We start from the raw sequence: 23729 nt of genomic DNA, 5'->3' as shown, positions 1-23729 counted from the left end.
CTAACTCCTCTTTTGTTGTTTCATCCGTTCAGACGACCTTTTGCTGGCTGCGGTCCCGCTTAACCAGTTTTGGCCCCGCCTGACCGGCCTTTTCGATTGTCGACAATCTTTCGGCCAACAAGGCAATGGTCGGTACTTCGAAAATTAGCCTTAACGGCACTTCGATCTGCAATTGCTTGCGGATTAACGCGACGATCCGCGTCGCTTTTAACGAATGTCCACCCAAATTGAAAAAATCGTCGCAAACACCAATAGCTTCGTTATTCAAAACCTGTTGCCAGATCGCCAACAGTTCTCGCTCCGTTTCATTGCGCGGAGCGACTTTCAGCGCCGATGTCAATGCGAAGGGATCGGGCAATAGAGCGTAGTCGACCTTACCGTTTTTATTTAACGGAAATTCGCCGACCTCCATCCAGACGTCCGGCAGCAAATAGCGCGGCAAGCGCTCAGCCGTTGCCGCCACCAAGCCGTCGCGATCGAACGTACAACCGGACTTGACAATGACATACGCCACCAAGGTGTTATCGCCGCCGGGATCTTTAACGGCCTGCACCAGCACATCCCGCACCGAATCCTGCGCCTTAATCGCCGCCTCCACTTCTTGCGCCTCGATGCGGTAACCCCTGATCTTGAATTGCCTATCGGCGCGACCGAGAAACTCCAAACTGCCGTCCATTCTCATGGAAACCAAATCACCGGTCGCATACAGCCTGCTGCCGGGCCGCTTGGCATAAGGATGGGGAATAAATGCCGCAGCCGTGAGTGCCGGCTTGCGGTAATAGCCGTAAGCAACTCCCTCCCCCGCGACATACAAGCGGCCTAGCGCACCAATGGGTTGCAAGCGCAGTTCGCTATCCAATACCCAAGCCTCCGAATGGGCAATGGCCTTGCCGATGGGCACGCTAGCTGCCAACGCGGACGCTTGAGTTATCCGCTGACAACAACTAAAAGTGGTGTTTTCGGTAGGCCCGTAACCGTTAACAAAGGTCGCGGCAGGAAAGCGCTGCAACAATCGGCGCACGTGCTCCGCCGACACCACGTCGCCGCCGGCCAGCAATTGCCGGACGCTGGCCAGGTTCTCGAGCTGTTCGTCGACCATCTGCTGGAACAGGCCGGCCGTCAACCAGAGGATCGTAATGCCTTGCTGCTCGATATAAACACCCAGCTGTTGCAAGCTGGGTTGGTCTTGTTCCACTACCGATAATTCCGCGCCATTCAATAACGGCGCCCAAATTTCGAAAGTCGAAGCGTCGAACGACAACGGCGCAAACTGCAAGAATTTGTCTTTTTCCGAAATTGTCAGGTAATCGCTATCGACAACCAAACGAATCACGCTACGCTGACTGACAAAAACCCCTTTCGGTTTGCCGGTGGAACCGGAAGTATAGGAGACATAAGCGACAGCCGCCGACGGAATCACTCGCCGAGGAGGCGTTTCGCCGAGGTCTTGATTTATTGGCTCATAGGGATCGAAGCCCCGCACGCCGTTGAGTTCGAATCCGCCATGCTGGATCGCTATACGCACGCCGGCATCCCGACATAATGCCTCAGCCCGTTGCTTGGGAAGATCCCACTCCAATCCCAGATAAGCGGCACCGGCCTTGATAATACCGAGCACGGCAATGATCCGCATGCAGGAGCGCGGCAACGCAACCGCGACGATGTCGCCGGGTTTTACCCCGGCCACCATTAAACGCTCGGCGATAGCATTGGCCTCGGCATTCAGCGCCGCATAACTGTAGCTGGCGTCCAAGCCGCGCAAGGCAATTTTTTCCCCGTGACGCGCGGCAGTTTGCTCGAATAAGCCGGCCAAATCCGGCGTCGGCAGCGGCGGTTCAATCCCTACACTGATCTGCGTCAGCCAAGTCCGCTCGGCCACCGTCAGCATTTTCAAGTCGGCTATGCGTTGCTCGGCGGATTCGGCCAAACCGTTTAACAAGCCTATGAAATGCCGCATCACTTGTTGCAAATAGCTTTCCGCATAACGGGCTTTGTTGTACAGACAAGTCAACCGCCATGGCCGACCGGGGCTGATGACAACGGTCAAATCGTAGTTGGTCTGTTCCCTGGTTTGCACATCGGTGACCGTTAATTCGACCTGACTATCGCCTTCCTCGGCTTGTAGATGATAGTTTTCGAACACTAACAAGTGGTCGGGCGCACCTTGTTTAGGCTGGCTCTCCGCCATGGTCAAAAATTGGTAGGCCTGGCTGCTGCTGTTGTGTTGGTGCAAACGGTTCAACAAAGCCAAAACCGGTTCCGTTTCGTCAAACCTAACCCGCACCGGCACCGCATTAATCAACAAGCCCACCATCCGCTCGATATTGGCAATGGCGCTGGGCCGGCCCGAAACCACGGTGCCGAAGACCACGTCCCGCCTGTCGTTATAGCGCCCCAACAGGATGCCCCAGGCCGCTTGCATCAACGCGTTGACGGTCACTTTGTAATGTTTGGCAGCCTGCTGCAGCCGCTCCGGCAACTCGGGCGGCAGCGTTTGCTTGAATTCGGCTTGGCCTGGTTGTTGGCTAGGATAAGACGGCAATGCGGCCACTTCGTCGTAGCCTTCCAGATAATCGGCCCAGAATCGGCGAGCGGCCTGTGTATCCTGCTGCTGCAACCAGCGTAGATATTGGCTGAAAGGCGGCGACACCGGCAGCCGAGGCTCTTCATGACTGGAAATGCTCCGGTAAAGCCGGGTCATTTCGTTCATCAAGATTCCGACGCTCCAGCCATCCAATAAAATATGATGAAAACTCCAAACCAAATACCAACGCTGGCCGGGCAAGCGAATCAGCTTAATCCTCACCGGCGGTCGTTCGGCCAAGTTAAACGGCTGATTCAAGTCCTGTCGTAAATAATCCGCCAAGCTCCGCGATGCCTTTCCGTCCTCGCGCCAATCTTCCACACCAAAACTCGCGTCAGCGTGCTTAAGCACCATTTGCAAGGGCTTACGCGCTTGGTCGTCGACGAATATCGTGCGTAATATGCCGTGCCGCGCAACCAGCTGATCCCAAGCCTTGCGATAGCTGTCGCAGTCCAAGGCCCCCTGCAAGCTAAAGCTGATCTGCTCGTGGTAAGCACTGGAAGCGGGTTCCCGTACGGCGTGATAGAGCATGCCTTCCTGCATCGGCGTCAACAGGCAAACATCGCCGAGGTTTTGCCGGTAAGCACTCAGCAGTTCGTCCAATTCATCAAGGCTCAAATTGCCGTGGCAAAGATCGGACGGCGTCGGCACGGCTAAGGTTTGCCGCAGGCAATGGTCTATGACCGCCTCTAAGTTTTCTTTGTATAAGCGGCTCAAGCGCTGCATGGCATCTTCGGCAAACAAATGCCGGTCATAGCGCCATTCGATACACAAGCGATCTTCCAACACCATCGCACTGAATTCCAAGGCGGCGGGCCTCATTCCCTGCCCCGCGACCGCCGCGCCGACGTCGTTGCTCAAGGCGCGATACAGGCCGGCGTCGTCGTTGCGCTCGAAACGCCCCAAATAATTGAACACCAGGTCCGCGGCAAACCCCAAATCAGCCGCCGACCTTAATTCGGCCGGCGTCAAATAGCGCAACACGCCGTAACCGATGCCTTTATTGGGCACGTGTCGCAAATGTTCTTTCAGCCAGCGAATTTGATAACTTAAATCCCGATTCGGCTGCTTTTCCAATACCACGGGATAAAGGGAGGTAAACCAACCGACGGTCCGGCTAACATCCAATTCCGGCAATACCGGTTCGCGGCCGTGACCTTCCAGCAATAACACCGTTCGGGTCAAACCGCTCCAGGCTTCCAAGGCCGATAACCAGGCCGCCAATAACAGGTCTTCGACCCGCGTGTTATAGGCAGCATGGGCTTGCTGCAATAATTGCCGCGTCCGGTCGGCGCTTAATTGAGATTGATGGCTCAGCGCATCCTGGTAGCAACAAGCTTTTCCGGACCAGGAAGCGGCGCTTTTACTAGCCGATTGCGCACGCCAATAGGCTAAATCGTCCAGCAAGGCCGGCTGCCGGCTATAGCGCGACAAGCCTTCCGCCCAGTCGGCATAACTATCGGTTTGCCGAGGCAATTCATGCACTTCCCCGCGGCTCAAGGCATCGTATAAGGCGCTGAAATCTTCCAATAAAATGCGCCACGACACACCGTCGATCAGCAAATGATGCACGACTATCAATAAGCGGTCGGCGGCCGGGCATTGGTACACCACCAAGCGGATTAACGGCGCTTTATCCACCTCGAAACTTTGCTGCACGACGGCGGCATGCGCGACCATGGCCGCTTCGACGTCCGCCGCCGACACCAGCGAAACCGCTTGCACCGCGATGCGGCAGCGATCCTCCGCTAGAATCTCGGCTGCCATGCCTTGCTCTACCGAATGAAAACAACTGCGCAAGGCCTCGTGGTGTTGCAATAACTGCTGCCAAGCGCGCTCCAGATAGGGGATTTGCCAACTTCCGCTACACGCTTCCAGCAAGGCTGTGTGATTAAAATGATGGGCTTGACTGCCCTGTTGCTCGAAAAACCATCGTTGTATCGGCGTCAATGGCAAACGACCGTTGAGCTGGCGCGTTTTGTTTTCGACGGACAGCACTTTTAACTGCGGCGCTAAAGCCTGTATGGTCGGGTAGCGGAACAAATCCTGAACGTCGATTCGATAACCCTGCTTACGCAATTGAGACACCACCCGAATCGCCTGAATCGAATCCCCGCCCAAGGCGAAAAAATCGTCTTGCACGCCGACATGCTCTTGTTGCAACAGTTTTTGCCAAACTTGAACCAATAAACCTTCTTCCGCCGTTTCGGCCGCCAAATAAGGCTGGTCCGCCGCCGTTTCGGGTGCCGGCAAAGCCTGCCGGTTTACCTTGCCGTTGACCGTTAACGGAAACCGCGGCAAATACGCGAAGCAGCCAGGCACCATGTAAATCGGTAACTGCTTGGCGACCAATTCCCTTAATGCTGCGGTTTTTAACGCCTCTCCGGTCTGCGTGTGATAGTAAGCCGCCAAGGTTTGCTGGCCTTGCTGGTTGTCGATCAGCATGACCACGGCTTGTTCGATAACCGGCTCGCGCAGCAAGGCCTGCTCGATCTCGCCCAATTCGATCCGAAAGCCATGGAACTGGACTTGTTGATCCAGACGTCCCAAATACTCCAACTCGCCATCGTGCGAATAACGACCGCTATCTCCGGTGCGGTAGAACAGGGTATTCAATCCTAATTGGGGTAAGCGCACAAAACGCTGAGCCGACAATTCGGCCCGGTTCCAATATCCCAAACACACGCCGGCGCCACCGACATACAACTCGCCAGGCACACCCGGTGCGACCAATTGGCCGTAGCGATTTAAAAGATAGACCGATAAATCCGGCAAGGGTTTGCCGATCACGCTGCCGGGTAAACTGATTTGCTCGGGGGCAATTTTTTTAAAGGTGACGTGTACGGTGGTTTCGGTGATACCGTACATATTGATCAATTGCGGACGGTCTCCGTAGGCTTCGAACCAGGGTTTCAACTGCTTGAACTCCAGGGTTTCGCCACCAAAAACCACGTAACGCAAAGCCGATAGCTTGGCGGTGTGTTGCTGGTCGACATCGATCAACTGTTTGAACGCGGTCGGCGTCTGGTTCAGCACCGTCACCTGTTCCCGGCCCAACAAGGCGTGAAAATCGACCGGGGAACGGCTGATCCAATAGGGCACAATCACTAAACGGCCGCCGTAGGCCAGAGCCCCCCACATTTCCCAAACCGAAAAATCGAAGGCGTATGAATGGAATAAACACCACACATCGCCGGCATTGAATTCGAACAGCGTATCTGTCCCCGAAAACAAGCGGGCCATATTGCCATGGCTCACCAACACGCCCTTGGGCTGACCGGTGGAGCCCGAGGTATAAATCACATACGCAGGACTATCCGGCCTTGCCTGCCAATTCACTGACAAATGGCTTGCCGCGTTCAACTCGGCGACAGCCACTGTTTCCAAGCGTGGCGCCACATCCGCCAACTGAACGGCTTTGTCTTGCGTCGTCAACAGCATTTTGATCCCCGAATCCCCGGCGATGAAACGCATCCGTTGTTCGGGCAACAATGGGTCCAGCGGCACATAAACCATACCCGCTTTCAATACCGCCAACACGGCGACCACCAACTCCAGGGAGCGATCGAAGCATAAGCCGACGAAATCACCGGCCGTTAAACCTAGATCGTACAAACGCCGGCCAAGATGGTTCGCATAAGCATCCAGCTCGGCATAACTACACTGTTGCGCTTCGTAGCTCAATGCAATCGCGTCGGGCGCCGTATGAACGGCACGTTCGAAACGTAACAATAAGGCATCGAAGCTAAAGCAGGTTATACCTTGCTCAGTCTGTTGAATAATTGCTTGCCGGCCCTGCTCGTCCAACAACGAAATTTCCGCTAATTTCATTGCCGGTGCTTCGATAATTTGCCGCAAAATTTGGCATAAATGCGCCTCGATGTAGCGATGCATATCGGCTTGATACTCCGAGCCGTAGGCCATTTGCACCTTAATGCCGCACTCGGCGGGCAAAAACTGGATGTCAAACGGATAATGAGTGCGCTCGATCACCTCGTTGGCTTGCACGCTTAATTCGGCATTCTCTTGAGCCGACATCCGCTTAAAGCGTTCGTCGAGCGGAAAATTTTCCAAGGTCAGATGGGTACTGATCAGGCGATTTTGCAAGGGATGTTGGCCCTGGATGGCCGAAAGCGGCGAATAATGATGCGCCTCCGCCTCAATCGCCCGCGCCTGAATAGTCAACAATAAGTCCCTAACGCTGATCGTCGGCGTAAGCAACACTCTGACCGGAATGGTATTGATAAATAAACCGACAATCCGCTCGACATGGTCGATCTCGGCCGGCCGGCCAGACACCGTGGCACCGAATACCACGTCCTCGCTACCGTTGTAATGAGCCAACAATAAGGCCCATGCAGCGTGCAAGATGCTGTTCAAGCTGACTTGAACGGTCTTGGTCAAGCCGTGAATGCCGTTAAAAATGGCCTCGGGTAATAGAAAAGATGCTCGAATACGACCGGAATCAGGTAATGAAGACGCCGAAGTAAACGGCAATTTCACTTCGTCTTGATAATCCGCCAAATAATGGCGCCAAAATGCCAAAGACTGTTGTTTGTCCTTTCCCTCCAACCATTTCACATACTGTGCAAAGGGAATCGTAAACGGCAATTCGCTATTTGGATTCGCATAGAGCTCGGTACATTCCGCCAATAGAATCCCTAAAGACCAGCCGTCCAAAATAATATGATGGTGGGTCCAAATGACCTCGGTCAAATCGTCCCGCAACTGCAACAAGGTAAAACGCGTCAGGCAATCTTGCTGTAACCGAAATCCGCGTTTACGGTCTTTAGACTTAATTTGCCGGCGCCGCTGTAACTGCTCCTGCACCTCTAAATGGCGCAAATCGATAGTCTCGAAAACCGGGGATTGTTTTTTCAAAATCACCTGTAACGGACGCTCGGCTCCGGCATGAAAGAACAAGGCCCGCAAAATTTCGTGACGTTCGAATAATTTGTCCCATACTTGGCTGAATCGTCGCGGATCGAAGCGCCCATTTAACAAATAGGCAATCTGCTGAATATAAGAATCGTCCTGATTGGATAAGGCGTGAAATAAAAACCCTTCCTGTAACGGCGTCAACGGGTAAATATTCGCCACATTTTGTTTATCGACAGCCAAGGTACAAATCCTATTTATTATCTAATATTCAAGATGACCGACATTAAAAACCGAAACACATTCCGGATGGTTTATCTCGTCAATGCTTATCGATCAGGCGCAATGCGCTTTCAGTAATTGACTTTTGATCCCAATCCAGAAAATGTTCTTTGAACGCCGTTATTTTTCTTATTACGGTATAACTATTTTGGTGTAACTTATACGGCTCAAAAAAGCTGAGCAACTCAAAATCAGAAAATTGACTCACCTGTTTTAACTTCAACTGCTTAACAAACATTGCACACTTTGGACAGCCGTTAACCGTATTATGAAAAATCATTAATCCGCCATTCGGATTCAGAAGCGGCCAGTATTCATCAAAAAACGCTTCATAGTCCAATGCATCATTCCAAGCCAGATCAATAGGCAGATGCGACGGCGCGATAACCGAACTATGATTAATCGCCGACGATTTCGACAAAGTCATAAAGCTCTCCAAACCCAAGGCAGTCAATGCCTCAATTACCTTCGGAGCGGAACTATATTCTTCGGAGAAATCGTCAAAAGCATAAAGCATGGGCTGATACTCTGGCTCATAAAACCTGGGATCGGCCCCGGTCGGCTGCGCTAAAAACCAGTCTCTTTGAGATTCAACGGTGTTCGCAACTTGATGAGCCTCTCGAGTTTTAGCGATTAACAAAGGCCGTTCTCGGTCAACGTCCTGCTGATTATCTGAAAGCGCTTTGATGATGTAGGGCGTTGTATAACCCATGCCAAATTCCACTACAGACCTAGGACGCACGCTGCGAATCAAGCTATAAAGTAATGGCGCTAAATGCTCCGTGCCTGATAAAGGACTATAGAGCGAAGCTGTTCCAGATATAAACCGAGCATCTAACATAGATTTCGTCCACTTTTAATTTTAGATGCTTGAGTTCGCTCTTGAAACAAACACTCTATTAAGGCCAAAGGCTAAACAAAATAAAAACGTAAAAGCAGTTTATATTTGCGCCAGAAAATCGTCCAATTGATTGATATCGAATCCATCGTAATCGATATCCGACGGCGTCAAGGATTGCGCCTTGCAAGTGGCGGCATGATCGATAATCGCCAATAAAGCCTGCTCGAACGCCGCCGCAAACTCGCCTATCCCTTCGCCTCGATACACCTGCCGGGGATACGCTATTTCAAACATTAATCGACCTGCCGCATGCCGACCGACAAATTCGATCAAATACGGGGTCCGTGCATTGGGCGACATGATGGCACCGATGTTTTCATCGGCGTAAGTAAAGCGGCCCCGACTATGCTCACCGAACTGGCCCAGATAGTTAAAACTGATCGCGGGGTCTTGAAACGAATGCCGGTTTGTAGCATCGTCCATATAGCGAACCAAACCGTAACCCAGGCCCTTGTCGGGAATTGCGCGCAGGGCTTCCTTGACGGTTTTGATCAAATACCCCAAATCCCGATTGGCGGGATATTCCAGGCTAACCGGATAACGCGTGGTAAACCAACCTATCGTGCGGCTAAGATCCACATCGTCCAGAACATCCCGACCGTGGCCTTCCAAAATCAGACTCAGTGCCGAATCCCCCGCCCATTGGTGATAAGCCGACAGCAAGGCTGCCAGCAACAAATCGTTGGCTTCCGTACCGTAGGCATGGTGGACGCCGGTCAAAAACCGTTCGCTATAGTCTTCATCGAACTCGACCTTAACGATGTCAAGGTCTTGATATTTAACATCCTGACCGTCCAAACCAGGCGATAAGGTTTGCCGCTGCCAATAATCCCCTTGCTCGGCGATGATCGTAGCGCCCTGTTGCCGCAACTGTTGCATCCAGACACTCAACGACGTGGTCTGCGGCGGCGCTTGCCAAGCGCTGCCTTGTTGATAAGCGTCATCCAGCTCTTCCATCAATATCCGCCAGGATACGCCGTCGATAATCAAATGGTGGGCCAGTAATAACAAAAACTGCTTGTCCGGCAGCCGGTAATATACGGCTTTCAATAACGGCCCAACCGTCAAATCGAACGACCTTTGCAAATCGGCGGCATGCATGCTTAAGGCCGCCATCGAAGGCAGTTCCAGCTCGAAAAAAGCCAGGCGCTCGCCGTCGGCATAAAACTGCCGCCACTGCCCGTCTTGATAGTGGTAGCGCAGCAAAAACGCATCGTGACCTTGGCAAACCTGCAGCAGCGCCTGCCTAAGACGCTCGGCATCCAGCGCTTCGGTTTCCAATAAAAAAGCCTGGTTGAAATGATGAAAATCGCAGCCGTGATACCTAAAGAAATGCTGCTGAATCGGCGTCAACGGCAGTTCGCCTTCAGCCTTGTCCAACACCTCCACAGCCGCTTTGAGCAGGCTTAATCTAGGTGCCAATCGACTGAGCGACGGATAGGCAAACAAATCCCGCACTTCCAGCTTCCAACCTTGCTGCCGCAAGCGGGAAACGATCTGCAAAGCCTTGATCGAGTCGCCGCCGGAGGCGAAGAAATTATCCTCGCGGCCGATGCCGTCCAGCCCTAACACCCCGCACCAGACTTGCGCCAGCAGGCTTTCGCGCTCGCCCTGCGCCGCGCCGCCCAGTTCGTCGCTCAGACGCTGCGCCTCGGAGCATTTCGGTAAGGCTTTTCGGTCGATTTTGCCGGAAGCGTTGACCGGCAAGCGCTCCAACACCACAAAATGCGCGGGAATCATATACTCCGGCAATTGCTTGGCCAGGCCGGCACGCAAATCGCCAAGGCTGGGCTTATCTTGCACGACCAAGTAAGCGACGATCTCGACCGATTCGCCCCGATTGACCACGGCCACGGCTTGCAAAACACCGGGAAGCTTAAGCAATTGGGCATCGATTTCGCCCAACTCGATCCGGTAGCCGCGAATTTTGACTTGTCCATCCAAGCGGCCCAGAAACTCGATTTCACCGTATCGATTGACCCGCCCTTGATCGCCGGTTCGGTAATAGCGTTGACCGCCATCCGCCGGCACAAAGCGCTCCGCGGTCAATGCCGGTCGTTGCCAATAAGCCAATGCCAACGCCCTGCCGCTGATCACGATTTCCCCGGCCAAGCCGTCGGGCTGCCGGTTGCCGTAAATATCGACGATTTCCACCTCGGCATGGTCCAGCGCGCCGCCGATACTGACCGCGGCGGCGGCGTAACGGCGCTGTAGATCGACGCGATGCAGCGTGGCGTCGACGGTACATTCGGTCGGGCCGTAGACGTTGTAGATTTCCAAGCGCCCACCTTCAGAACCGCCCGCGATTGTTTCAATGAGCGGCGGCGGTAATGCCTCGCCGCCGACGATCAATTGTCTTAACCGCAAATCGCTGCGTTCGGCCAAACCCGCCTCGAGCATGATTTGCAGCAAAGTCGGCGTGCAATCGCTTAAATCAATCGCTTGGCTTTGCAAAAAAGCCAACAACATCGGCCCGTCCCGCCGCGCTTCGTCGTCGCAAATATGCAAACAATGGCCCTGCAGCAATGCCGCGAAAATCTGTTGCACCGAGGCGTCGAAAATAAACGAGGCCATCAACGCGACATTCATCACCTCGCCGCGCTGACGGTAAATCCGGTCCGCCAAAGTGCCGACCAAACCCAGCACCGATTGTTGGCTGATCAACACTCCCTTGGGCTGGCCGGTCGAACCGGAGGTATAAATCAAGTAAGCCGGCGCTTGCGCGGGGACGTTAGGCATTGGTAAAGAACTGGCCGGCTGCTGCAAATCCCGGCAATCGATATGCGCATACGCCGGAAACAGGGATTCCCGGCCAACCACGGCGGCAACCTGAGCGTCCTGCAAGATAAATTCGATACGCGCCCGCGGCAACGTCGTTTCCAGCGGCAAATAAGCGCAACCGGCTTTTAAAATGCCGATCAACGCTACCAGATAATCGTTGCCGCGCGGTAAATAAATCGCCACGATAGCGCCGGGCCGAATGCCGGCCGACGCCAAGCGCCAAGCGAGCGCCGCGGCCCGATCCGACAATTGCCGGTAGGTCAAGACCTGCCGCCCGTCGTTCAAAGCCTTGGCCTCGGGAGTCTTCGCCACCTGAGCGTCGAATACCGAAATCAAATTTTCTCGGCCCGGCTCGGCAAGACTAGGTATACGGCCGCCGCGAGGTTCGCACAGCCGCACATCGGCGACCGCCACGTCCGGGTTTTCCACGATGCCTTGCAATATTTTGCTGTAATGCAGCACCATGTTTTCGATTGTCGGCGCATCGTACAAATCGGTGCTGTATTCGAACACGCCCTGTATCCGGCCTTGTTCCAAGCCCAACTCCAAGGTTAAATCGAATTTGGCGGCTTCGCTAGGCAAGGGTTCGCGCTGCATGGTCAGCCCTTTGAGCGCGACATCCGCTATCGGCGCGTTCTGCCAAAGAAACATGATTTGCACCAAGGGATTGGAACCGAAGTCCCGTTCCGGTTTCAGTGCCTCGACCAAACGCTCGAACGGCACATATTGCAAATCAAACGCCTTAAGACAAAACTCCTTAACCTGCGCCAAGAGCTCGGCAACCCTGGAATTGCCGTCGATACGGGCGCGCAACGGCAGAGTATTGACGAAAAAACCGACGATAGGCTCCAAACCCGGCTCGTTGCGGTTGGCGGCTTGAGTGCCGACCAATACATCGTGCCTGCCGCTATAGCGCTGCAGCAAAATGAAATAGGCCGTTAACAGCAATACGAAAAGACTAACGCCTTGACTTTCGGCCAAGCGCTCCAGCTGTCCGCTCAACGTCGGATCAAGCCGTAGCGGACAAGTCGAACCGCGATAACTACGCGATTCCGGTCGTTTTTTACCGGTATTCAAATCCAGGCGGTATTCGCTACCCGCCAACAGCTCGCACCAACGCTGAACACCCTGCTCGATTAAGGCACGCTGCCTTGGCCTTTGCTGCCATACCGCATAATCCCGGTAACGAACGGCAATGTCCTCCCGGTGGGGTTCGCCACCGCCCAGATCCCTCTGATACGCCAAGCCCAATTCTCGGCTCAAGATCCCCATCGACCAACCGTCGCCGATGATATGGTGCATCGCCATCAGCAACACCCATTCTTGATTGCCGTAACGGATTAGCCGGACCCTGGATAAAGGCGCATGTACCAAATCGAAACGAGTCGCGGCCATCCGGTCTTTGGCTTGCTCCAATAAGGCTTGTTTTTCGCTGTCGGGGTCAGCGGAGATATCCTCCACCACCATCTCTAAATCGAAATCCTCGGCGATCACTTGCCGCGCGAGTCCGTCGTCGTTTTCCCTGAAGGAGGTACGCAAGCTTTCGTGACGGCGAATCAAGTACTCGAAACTACGGCGTAACCTCGGAACGTCCAAGTCGCCCAGCAAGCGGCTGGCCATCAGGATGTTGTAGGTAGGCGTGGCGCCTTCCAACTTAAACAAAAACCATAGCCGCTGCTGAGCCATGGACAAAGGTACCTCGTCGGTATCGGCGAAGCGGCTCAACGGTTCGCTCAACGCACCTCGGCTTGCTTCGGCTTGTCTGAGCAAGGCCGTCAATTCGGCCTTATTGGTTTTCAACAGCGCCAGGGTATCCGGCGTCATAGCGCCCTTGGGCGCCTTAAAGCGCAGCTCGCCTTGCTCTAAATAAAGCCGGATACCTCGTTGGTTTAACGGTTCGAGCAAATCGGCGACCGAACTCAAATGACACCGCCTTCATATTGGGTTTCATCGTCTTCGTTGACATCCGTATCGGCAGCCGACAGGCGTAGCACCGATTGCAGGGTCTGGATCCGGTCGGCCAAACGGGCGATGGTGCTGTATTCGAAGACTAACTTCACTTCCAGATTCATATCCAGCGCCTCTTTCAGCCGCGATACGACCCGAATCGCAATCAAAGAATCCCCGCCCAACGCGGCGAACTCGTCGTGTATGCCCGGCTGGGCGACGCCGAGCACATCGGACCAAACCCCGGCGATCAATTGCTGGATTTCGTTTTCCGGCGCGACATAGCGCTGGGCCAAATGCGGCCGCTGGTGGCCGCTTGGCCGAGACTCGGCGGCGGATTCCACTGTCGACGGACTCAGTTCCCGGCCGCGCCCGGTTCGAATCAACAACTGGCGGTAGCCCGATGCCAGCGCTCTACGCAGGGCTTCGCAACCTTCGACATCGCTAATGCCGCCTTGCAAAACAGCACCCGAGCTATCGGCGACCCGCCGCTCGAAAGCGACCGCCTGACCGATGCTTTGCCAACGGTCCCAATCCAACGCGTAAACCCTACCCAAGTCGCGGTGACGGCAATAATGGGCAAAGGCATCCAAATAGCTGTTCGCCGCCGTATAGGCAATATTTCCCTGGCCGCCGGTGATGGCATTCAACGACGAAAACAAGGCGACAAAATCCAGTTGTTTGAAATCCAGGCATTGTTGCAACACCTGGGTTCCGACGACTTTGGGTTGCAACTCGGCCAAAGAGCGCGACTGGTCTTGCAGATCGATTAAGCCCCGACTATCGCTGGCGGCGGTATGGAACACCCCATCCAATCCACCGTAGGCCAAGCGGGCTTGCTCGACCGCAGCTTGCATGGCTTGCCGATCGCAAACGTCGGCCGTGCAAACCAGCACTTCGGCGCCGAGTCTTTGCATATCCAACAAGCTGGCCACGGTTTCGGCCTGCGGCCTGGCGCGGGTATGGCCGTCTCCAGTTGCAAGCCGCTTTTGGCCCGGCGCCCGACCGACGACCAGGCAACAATCGGTTTTCGCCCGCGCCTCGGCTTCGCGCGGGAACACCGCCACATCAGCGAACAAACCGCTACCTTGCAACACTTCTTGCCAAGCATCCGGACTCAACAATGGCGTCGTGCCGGACCGCAGTTCGGTATCGTTAAAATACCACCAACCCTCGGCCAGCCCCCAAACCATCTCGTACCAACGCGGAATCGGCGGGGTTTCCACCAAGCACAACGCCCCGCCCGGTTTCAATAAGCGGCTGAGCTGAGTCACCGCTTTAGCGACATCCGGCGTCGCATGCACGACATCCAAGCCGTAAATCAAATCGAAACTTTGAAACTCGAAACCTTGGGCAACGGGATCCCGAAAAATATCGAATACCGCAAAGCGCATGAAATCGAAACCTTGCGCTTGCGCTTGTTGCTGTACTTTCAGCACAAACGACTTGCCGATGTCGGTGAAATAATATTCGACCTTCTTGCCCAACAAGCCGGGCGCGATCTGACCGGTCAGCACGCCGCTGCCGCCGCCGACTTCGAGTATCCTGACGACGCCATCGGAACTATCGAGGGTGCGATGAACGAAATGTTTTAATAACTGGTAATAAACCCGGTGATTGGAGTGTTCGACGGTTTTTTTGCCGGTTTCCGAAATCAAGCTGCGATCGCCGTCGGGATATAACACGCCGATCGCTTCTATTTTGCCGGACAAGGCCTCGGCAAAATGGGCCACGCAATGCGCCACCATTTCGTATAAAGCTTTAAAGCCGGGATAATCGCTATCGATCCGGCGTTCGAGCTGCCGAATTTCGATCGACCATTCGCAAGGCGCATCTAAATTGAAACGAAAACGCTCGCCTTGCCAAACGACCAAACCGTCTCGTTGCAAAATTGCCAATAGCAGGCCTAAAAATTTGTCGAATTTGGCCAGGAGTTGCAGTCGAGCACCGATTTCGCTCACGGTCCACCACGTGCCACCGTAAGGCGAGATGCCGGACTGCGCGAAAAAATTCAACAAATGCAGGCTGCATAATCGTTCCAGGCTTGATTGCAAGCCCGGAAAATCGTCCAAGCCGGGAATCCGCAGCTCGGCTATCAGCCTACGCTCGGTCTGCGCCAAATCCGCGACCAAAGCATTAAAATCCTCGCTATCGTCTAGTTCGACGGCGGACGGCCATAGGCTAGGCTCCGGAAACGCTTGCCGGCTGGTCAACAGCAATCTGGCTTGATAATGACGCGCCAAAAAGCCTGCCAGCAATAGACCGATGCCGCCCAAGCCGCCGGTAATCAAGTAACGGCCGCCGCGTTTCAAAGCATCCCGGTCCGGTTCCGGCAAATCCAGGCTTTCGAGTACCGGCTGCCAGTAATAACCGTTCCGCCACGCCACCACCGAAAGCTTGGGATGCAAGGCCAACATGTCCGGTCTCACGGACAGACTAGCGTCGAGATCGACCAAACGGCACTGTATGTGCGGATATTCCTGCGGCACGACTTTAACTGGGCCCAGCAATAAAGCCTGTAACGGCGACAGCGCTGTTTCCGCGCCGCTCACTTCGAACAAGTCGCGAGTGACGACGCTGATGCGGCACGGCGTACCCGGCGACAAGCGCTGCCATGCTTTGCAAAAATGCAACAAGCCCAGATAAGGCTCGGCGTAAGATGCTTGGCTCTGGTGCCAGGCATACACCACTTCCAGCACCTGGCCCGCCAAGCCCAAGTCGCCGATTAAACGCTCGAAATCGTCTTCCCGGGCCGGATTTAAAGTACAAACTCCATCGCTGACAGTTCGGTAATTCGCCGCCATGGTTATTTGCCGCCAAGGTTGCGAAGCCGCTTCCAAATCTAGTCCTTCGGCGCCGACAAACGCCAAATAGCCGTCCGCCGCCAGCCGGTCGGTTGTCGGCGGCAACAAGCAGCGCTGCCAATTAACCGTAGAGAACCAATGGCTCAAATCCGCGCTCTCGTCCCGGCAAGGCGCTTGGCTATCGGCTGTTCTCGCCTCGACCCAGTAACGCTGGCGCTGAAAAGGATACGTCGGTAGGGCCAAGCGTTGCCGCTGCTGATCTCGATAAAAACGCTGCCAATCGACCGCGATGCCGGCGCGCCAAAGCTCGGCAACACAGGCCTGTAAATCGGAACCCGCATCGGCCAAGGTGCCCAAGGCCGCTTGTCCACCTTGCAACAGCGGCTTGGCCAAGACCTGCAAGGTATGTCCGGCACCGACTTCCAATAACAGCAATTGCCCGAATTCGGCACACAGCGTCTGCAAGCCGTCGGAGAAACGCACCGGTTTCAGCATGTGTTGTTGCCAATACGCAGCCGACGAATCGGTCGCATCGTACCAGTCACCGCTCAAGTTGGAGACAAAGGGAATCGCATTGGGCCGCAGGTTCAGCGTTTGGAACGACTCGGCAAACTGGTCAGCCGCCGTCTGCATCAAGGGCGAATGGAAAGCATGGGACACCGCCAAGGGATGATAGGCAATGCCTTGCTCTTTCAGGGTTGGCAATAAGCGATCGATGGCCGTTTGACTGCCGCTTAACACGCATTGGTTTTCGGCATTCACCGCCGCCAACACCAAGTCGTCAGTCAACCAGGGCCGGCATTGCGCTTCCGTCGCCCTGACCGCCAGCATACCGCCGGACGGCGCTTCCGCCATCAAGCGAGCGCGTTCCGCCACCAGCGTTAAAGCCTGTTCCAGGCTAAATACCCCAGCGAGACAGGCCGCGACGTATTCGCCCAAACTGTGGCCTATCATCGCCGCAGGTGCTATGCCCCAGGCAATCAATTGCTTGGCCAAGGCGTATTCGAAAACAAATAACGCCGGCTGAGTATGTTCGGTTTGCCGTAGCCGCCACTCCGCCTGTTGCTCCTGCCCAGGCTCTGGAAACATCAAAGCCCTTAAATCCAAACCCAACAGCGCTTGTAAATAGTCGCAGCAAACGTCCACTTCCTGCTTAAACACCGCTTCGCTCTGGTAAAGAGCCAGTCCCATGCCGGCTTTTTGCGTGCCCTGGCCGGGAAACATAAACACCAGCGCCGGTTTGACGGTCGCATCATAGTCTTCCTCCTCACGGCTCAAGGCTTGCGCCGCTTGCTGCAGGTTTTCCGCCAACACGAACCGCCTTAGCGGCAGTTCCCGGCGACCGACCGCTAGACTATAAGCCACATCGGCCAACGACAATTCTTCCCGCTGGGTTAAATGCTCTGCCAGTGACGCCGCCAGCCGCGCCAAGGCTTCCGGCGATTTGGCTGATAAGGGCAGGATTTGCCGCGCTCTGCCGGCGTCGGCGGAATGCAGGATTTCGGGGGCTTCTTCCAGCACCACGTGAGCGTTGGTGCCGCCGATACCGAAAGAACTGACGCCGGCGCGCCGCGGGCACTCGGTCCGCGGCCAATCCTGCAACTGTCGGTTGACGTAGAAAGGACTTTGCTGGAAATCGATGTTCGGATTGGCTTGATTGAAATGCAGCGACGCCGGGATTTGCTTGTGCCGCAACATCAATGCCGCCTTGATCAAACCGGCAATGCCGGCCGCGGTATCCATATGGCCGAGATTGGATTTGATCGAACCCAACGCGCAATATTGCTTTTGCTTCGCCCTGGCAAAAGCCTGTTTCAGCGCGGCCACCTCGATCGGATCACCCAGCGGCGTCGCCGTGCCGTGGGCTTCGACATAACCGATGCTATCGGCCGATACGCCCGCCACGGCCAGGGCTTCCGCAATAACCGCCGCTTGGCCGTTGACGCTGGGCGCGGTAAATCCCAGTTTATCGGCACCGTCGTTATTGACCGCCGAGCCTTTGATGACCGCATAAATCGTATCACTATCCCGTAGGGCATCCTCCAGGCGTTTGAGCAACACCAGCCCGGCGCCGCTGGCAGGCACCGTGCCGCCCGCCTGGGCGTCGAAGGCCCGGCAATGGCCGTCCGCCGAAGGAATTCCGCCTTCTTGGTAGAAATAACCCGCCCGTTGCGGCACCAATAACGTCGCCCCGCCCGCGATGGCCGCGTCGCATTGATAATCCCACAGGCTTTGGCAGGCGTAATGCACGGCAACCAGAGACGTCGAGCAGGCCGTATTGACCGCGACCGCCGGGCCTTTCAAATTCAATTTATACGCCAAGCGGGTGGCGGCAAAGTCTTTATCGCTGCCGATCAGCATTTGGTAAAAATCGGTCGATTCTTTCAGCCGGTAATCGCTCAACAAATGGCTGAGCAAATAGATATTCATGCCCACGCCGACATAAGCGGCCATATCGCCTTCGAAGCGGTCAGGATCCAATGCCGCCCTTTCCAATAGCTGCCAAGCGCATTCGAGCAAGACCCGTTGCTGAGGGTCCATCAACTCGGCTTCGCGCGGCGTGTAACCGAACAAATGCGCATCGAAATTTTCGATGCCTTCGATCATGCCCTTGGCTTTGACATAAGCCGGCTGCGCCAACTGCGACGGCGAAACGCCGGCGGCAAGCAGTTCCTCGTCGGAAAAAAACCGTATGCCCTCTTCGCCCTGAATCAACAAGCGCCATAAGTCCTCGATACCGTCCGCTTTCGGAAAGCGGCACGCCATGCTGACGATCGCGATCGGCTCCAATTCGTTTTCCGCTGACTGTTGTTCGTTCATGGTTGCGCTTAGCTGTTGATTAGATTTTTACGCCGGACGGTTTTTTGCCTCGACGCTTTAAGTTCGGCTTTGGCAACGGCGGCGGAGGCATCCGCGCCGCTGTCATCCAGAAAAGCCGCCAATTTGGCTATCGTCGGATAGCGGAATAAATCAACGGTTTGTAAGGCGGGATACTGTTGTTGCAGCGCGTTCCATACTTGCATCAACAATAACGAATGGCCGCCCAAATCGAAGAAACTCTCTTCGGTGCCGAAATCGTCGCGCTGCAATACCTGCCGCCAGATGGCCAACAGTTGTTTTTGAGTTTGGGTTTTTGGCTGACCGGCAACGGGTTTGGGACCGTCGCTACGTTGAGGTTTGGGCAAGGCTTTGCGGTCGACTTTTCCGGAATGGGTCAACGCAAACGTTTCCAAATGAATAAATTCGCTAGGCAGCATATAGGCGGGCAAATACTCCGCCAAGTAATCGCGCAGCTCGCGGGCCGACGAAAGCTTGCCGCGATAGTAAACCAGCAATTGCTGGTTGTCCGCCTGCGTTTGATTGATGACGGCCACCGCTTGCTCGATATCGGCTCTATCTTCCAGCCGGGCTTCGATCTCGCCCAGCTCTATCCGATAACCGCGGATTTTGGCTTGAAAATCGAGCCGTCCCAAGTATTCGATGCTGCCGTCGAGATGGCGAACGACCTGATCTCCGGTGCGGTACATGCGTTCGCCGGCGGCCGAAAAAGGATCGGGGATGAAGCGCTCGGCCGTCAAACCGGGGCGATGCCGATACCCCCTGGCCACGCCCTCCCCGGCTATCATCAACTCGCCGGGAAACCCCGGCGGCAGCAGATTCAAGTCTTCATCAACCACGTACAACCGGGTGTTGGCCAAAGGCTCGCCTAGTTTGATCTTGCCGTCGCCCGTTACCAGGCAACGGCTAGACCAAACCGTGGTCTCGGTCGGACCGTAGACATTCCACACTTCGCCAGCTCGCTGCCTAAGCTGGTCGGCCAAATTTAGCGGCAAGGCTTCGCCGCCGCACAACACTTTAAAACCGGGCCTGCCTTGCCAACCGGAAGCGAGCAACAGGCGCCAACTGGCGGGCGTCGCCTGCATCAGCGTAATATCGTGCTCTTGCAATAAAGCCTGTAAGACGTGGCCGTCAGCGCTTTGCAGGCTATCGGCCAATACCACGGTGGCACCCACCGTCAGCAGCAAATACAACTCCAACGCGGCAATGTCGAACGCCAAGGTCGTCACCGCCAACAAGCGGTCGTCGGCAACGATGCCGGGCCGTTCCGCCATGGTCAGCATGAAATTAACGATATTTTTATGACTGATTTGAACGGCTTTCGGCTTGCCGGTCGAGCCGGACGTGTAAATCACGTAAGCCAGATTATCGGGCCGAACCAGGACTTGCTCGCACCGCGTTTCGGCGGCGTCGGCCGATAGCCGGGCGACATCGCATGTGGCGACCGGAAACGCCGGCGCGGTCGAACCATACACCAGCACCAACTCCGCCCCCGAATCTTCGACCATATAGTGCAAACGCTTGACCGGCAAATTCAAATCCAGCGGCAAATACGCGGCACCGGTTTTCAATACCGCCAGCAACGCCACGATCATTTCGATGCAACGCGGCATGCAGATCGCGACGACGCTTTCGACGCCGATACCCAACGCCTGCAACTGCCCGGCCATGCGCTCGGCCCGCTGTTCCAACTCGGCATAACTCAGCGATTGCTCGCCGAATGTCACGGCGGTTTTATTGGCGGACTGCCGCGCCTGCCGCTCGATCAGACTATGCAAACACAGTCCCGGCAGACAATGGCTGGCGACCGCCCGCCGGTCAAGCTGCACCAAATCTTGCTGCGCCGCTTGCGACAACAAGCCTATCCCCGACAGCAAAGCGCCAGGTGCGCTTAACATCCGCGTCAGGATGTCTTGCAAATGCCGTAACACACCTTGAATAGCGTCGGCGTCGAAGCGTTGCCGTTGATAGGAAATTTTCAAGCTCAATTCCCGGCCCGGCGTCACCAGCAGCGTCAACGGCAAGTCGGTTTGCTCGTAAACTTGAAAATCGTTCAGCTGCAAGATCGATGAGGACTGGCTCAGCGCTTCGTCTATCGGATAGTTTTCGAAGATGAACAGCGTGTCAAACAATGCCTGACCCGCCGGCACTTGACTCCAGCCTTGCATTTCGGCCAGTTGCAAATAAGTAAAAGGCTCACGCTCCATGCCGTCGTCCATCAATTGTCGCAACAGTTGTTCCACGGTTTGCCCCGATGCCAACTTCGCGCGTACCGGCACGGTGTTGATAAACAGACCCAGCATGTCGCCGACCCGCTCCAACTCGGCCGGCCGGCCGGAAACCGTCAAACCGAACAGAATGTCGCGGCTGCCGCAATACCGGCTCAGCAACACGACCCAAGCCGCCTGCAACACAATGTTGACCGTCACCCGTTGTTGCTGAGCAAACTGTTGCAAAGCGGCTGTCGTCTTACGATCCAAAACCGCTTGCGCTTGAGCAAACTCCGCCTGCAGGCTATGGCTGTCGCCACCGCTATCGATCGCCAGTTTGTTAACGTCGCTAAATCCATCGAGTTGCCGCCGCCAATAAGCCTCCATCGTGCGGCTATCCTGTTCGAGCAACCAAGCAATATAGTCGCGAAAAGGCCTTCTATCCGGCAAACACGGTTGCCGGCCGCTTACGTAAGCGGCATAAAGACCGAAGGCGTCCTCGATCAGTTTCGGCAAACTCCAGCCGTCCAGCAAAATATGATGATAGCTGCAAACAAACACCGATTCCGTGGCACTCAAACGCAATAGGGCAAAGCGCAATAACGGCTGGGCTTTAACATCGAACGGCGTTTGCCTGTCTTGGCGTAAAAAGCTTGCCGATAATTGCTGCCGTTCCGCCGGCGACTTTTTGCTGTAATCGAGGTCCCGCCACACGAACGGCACGTCATCAAACACCACTTGCAGTGGCTGCCGCGCGCCCGGCCAATCGAAGCCCGTCCTTAAAATCGAGTGCCGCCGGATCAATTCCCGCCAAGCTCGCCGCCAGGAATCGACTTGCAGCTCACCGCTGAAACGCCAACTGACTTGTTGCAAGTAGCTGCCGGATTGGCTGTCGAACACGCTGTGAAACAGCAAGCCTTGCTGTAACGGCGCGAGCGGATAAACATCCCGCACGCCGCCGCGCCGCCTCATGTCGCTCAGCCTTTGCTCGTCCGGCATTGCCAACTCGAAGCCGGATTCGACGGGTGCCTGGGCCAAAAGGCCACTCAAATGTCGTTTAAAATCGGCGAGCAATTGCAAAACGGTCGAACGATCGAACTGTAACGGGCTGTAACGCAACTCCAGCCTTAGACAATCTTGATGTACGGCGCCATTAAAATCCATCAACAAGCCAAAATCCTGCCGGCCGGAGCGCTCGTCGCCGCGTCGTTCTTGCGCCTGGGCGATGAATACCGAAGCCTGTTTAGCCTTCTCGAAACGCCCCAAGTAATTGAAGCGAATACCGGTAGCCCGTTGTTCCGCATCCTCCAGTTTCCTTCGCAGAGTCGCGTCGGCGCTCAAATAACGCAAAACACCGTAACTCAAGCCCCGATGCGGCAAAGCGCGCATGGCCGCTTTGACAGCGGCCAAGGCCGTTGCTAGGTTTGCCTCGACCGCTAACGGAAACAGCGAGGTAAACCAGCCAACGCTCCTGGAAACGTCCAAATCCTCGAACACATTCTCCCGGCCATGACCTTCGAGTTCGATGACTAGCATTGTTTTGCCCAAGCGTTGCCACAAGCTTTCCAGCAGCGCCGCCAGCAACACTTCTTCGACGCTGGCTTGTAAGGCTCTCGGCGCCAGCATCAAGGCTTGAGTGATCTCATGGTCGAGTTGCAAGGACTCGACGACGGTATCGGCCAAGGTTATCTTGTTGCCGGCCGCATGGTCCACGGGCAAGCGGGCAAAGCCATACTCACAATGGCGCAGCCAATAGGCTTGGTCGGGCAAGGTATTGGACCATTGCCGCAAGCGCTCGGCCCAAGCGGGAAAGGCACTGGTTTTTTTCGGCAAATTCGGGACTTGTCCGGCGCTGGCCGCCTGATAAGCCAGCTGTAAATCTTCCAACAAAATCCGCCAAGAGACGCCGTCCACCAACAAGTGATGCAACACCAAAAACAAACGGCTATGACAGTCTTGCCGCTTCGCTTGGAACAACACGACCTTTAGCAACGGCGCATTGAGCCATTGCAGCGAAGCTTGGACGGCTTCGGCCTGCTCGGCCAAATCCTCGGCATCGCGGAAGGTATTCAACTGAAGCACCTGCTCTATCTCACCATCGGGTGGGATATAAAGCTCGACCGGCGACCTGACTTGCATTCTAAGGACATCGTGATGATCGAGCACCGCCGCCAAGCTCTTCCGCAATGCGGCAACGTCGATATCCGACGGCACTTCCAACAGCACTGACTGATTGAAATGCTGAACGTCCTTGGTCACCGTCTCGAAAAAGTAATGCACTATCGGAGTAGGCATCACCGTCCCCGTTACCCGTCCTTGCTCGGCGCTGGATTTTTCGGCCGCCTCGGCCGATTCGGCGAGAACGGCAATCGTCTGGGCGGAAAACAACTGCTTCAAATCCAGTCGGATCCCGGCTTGTCTTGCCTTAGCCACGATCTGAATGCTTAAAATAGAATCGCCGCCCAATTCGAAATAGTTGTCGTCGATGCCGATGCGGTCTTGGT

5 protein-coding genes are annotated in these 23729 nt (G+C 55.4%); all 5 read right to left on the bottom strand.

The window, feature by feature from the left end:
• Positions 1–28 precede the first annotated feature (28 nt).
• Positions 29–7705, bottom strand: coding sequence for a non-ribosomal peptide synthetase (locus A1355_RS21905; protein ID WP_064031411.1), 7677 nt, complete (start codon positions 7703–7705; stop codon positions 29–31).
• 79 nt (positions 7706–7784) lie between these two features.
• Entirely contained in the window at positions 7785–8585 is an 801-nt protein-coding gene (locus tag A1355_RS21900; protein WP_157197990.1) for a hypothetical protein, read from the bottom strand.
• A gap of 99 nt (positions 8586–8684) precedes the next feature.
• Positions 8685–13349: a non-ribosomal peptide synthetase gene (locus A1355_RS21895; RefSeq protein ID WP_064031409.1), complete on the bottom strand. Its 4665-nt coding sequence runs from the start codon at positions 13347–13349 to the stop codon at positions 8685–8687.
• A complete protein-coding gene (locus A1355_RS21890; RefSeq protein WP_064031408.1) occupies positions 13346–18997 on the bottom strand; it encodes a type I polyketide synthase in 5652 nt (1883 codons plus the stop codon). The genes A1355_RS21895 and A1355_RS21890 overlap by 4 nt, the downstream gene beginning before the upstream one ends.
• A gap of 8 nt (positions 18998–19005) precedes the next feature.
• On the bottom strand, positions 19006–23729 hold a 4724-nt coding region (locus A1355_RS21885; RefSeq protein WP_157197989.1), incomplete at its 5' end, for a non-ribosomal peptide synthetase.

The organism is Methylomonas koyamae (genome assembly GCF_001644025.1).
GTDB classification, from domain to species: Bacteria; Pseudomonadota; Gammaproteobacteria; order Methylococcales; family Methylomonadaceae; genus Methylomonas; species Methylomonas koyamae_A.
This window is presented reverse-complemented; position numbering and strand designations above follow the sequence as displayed.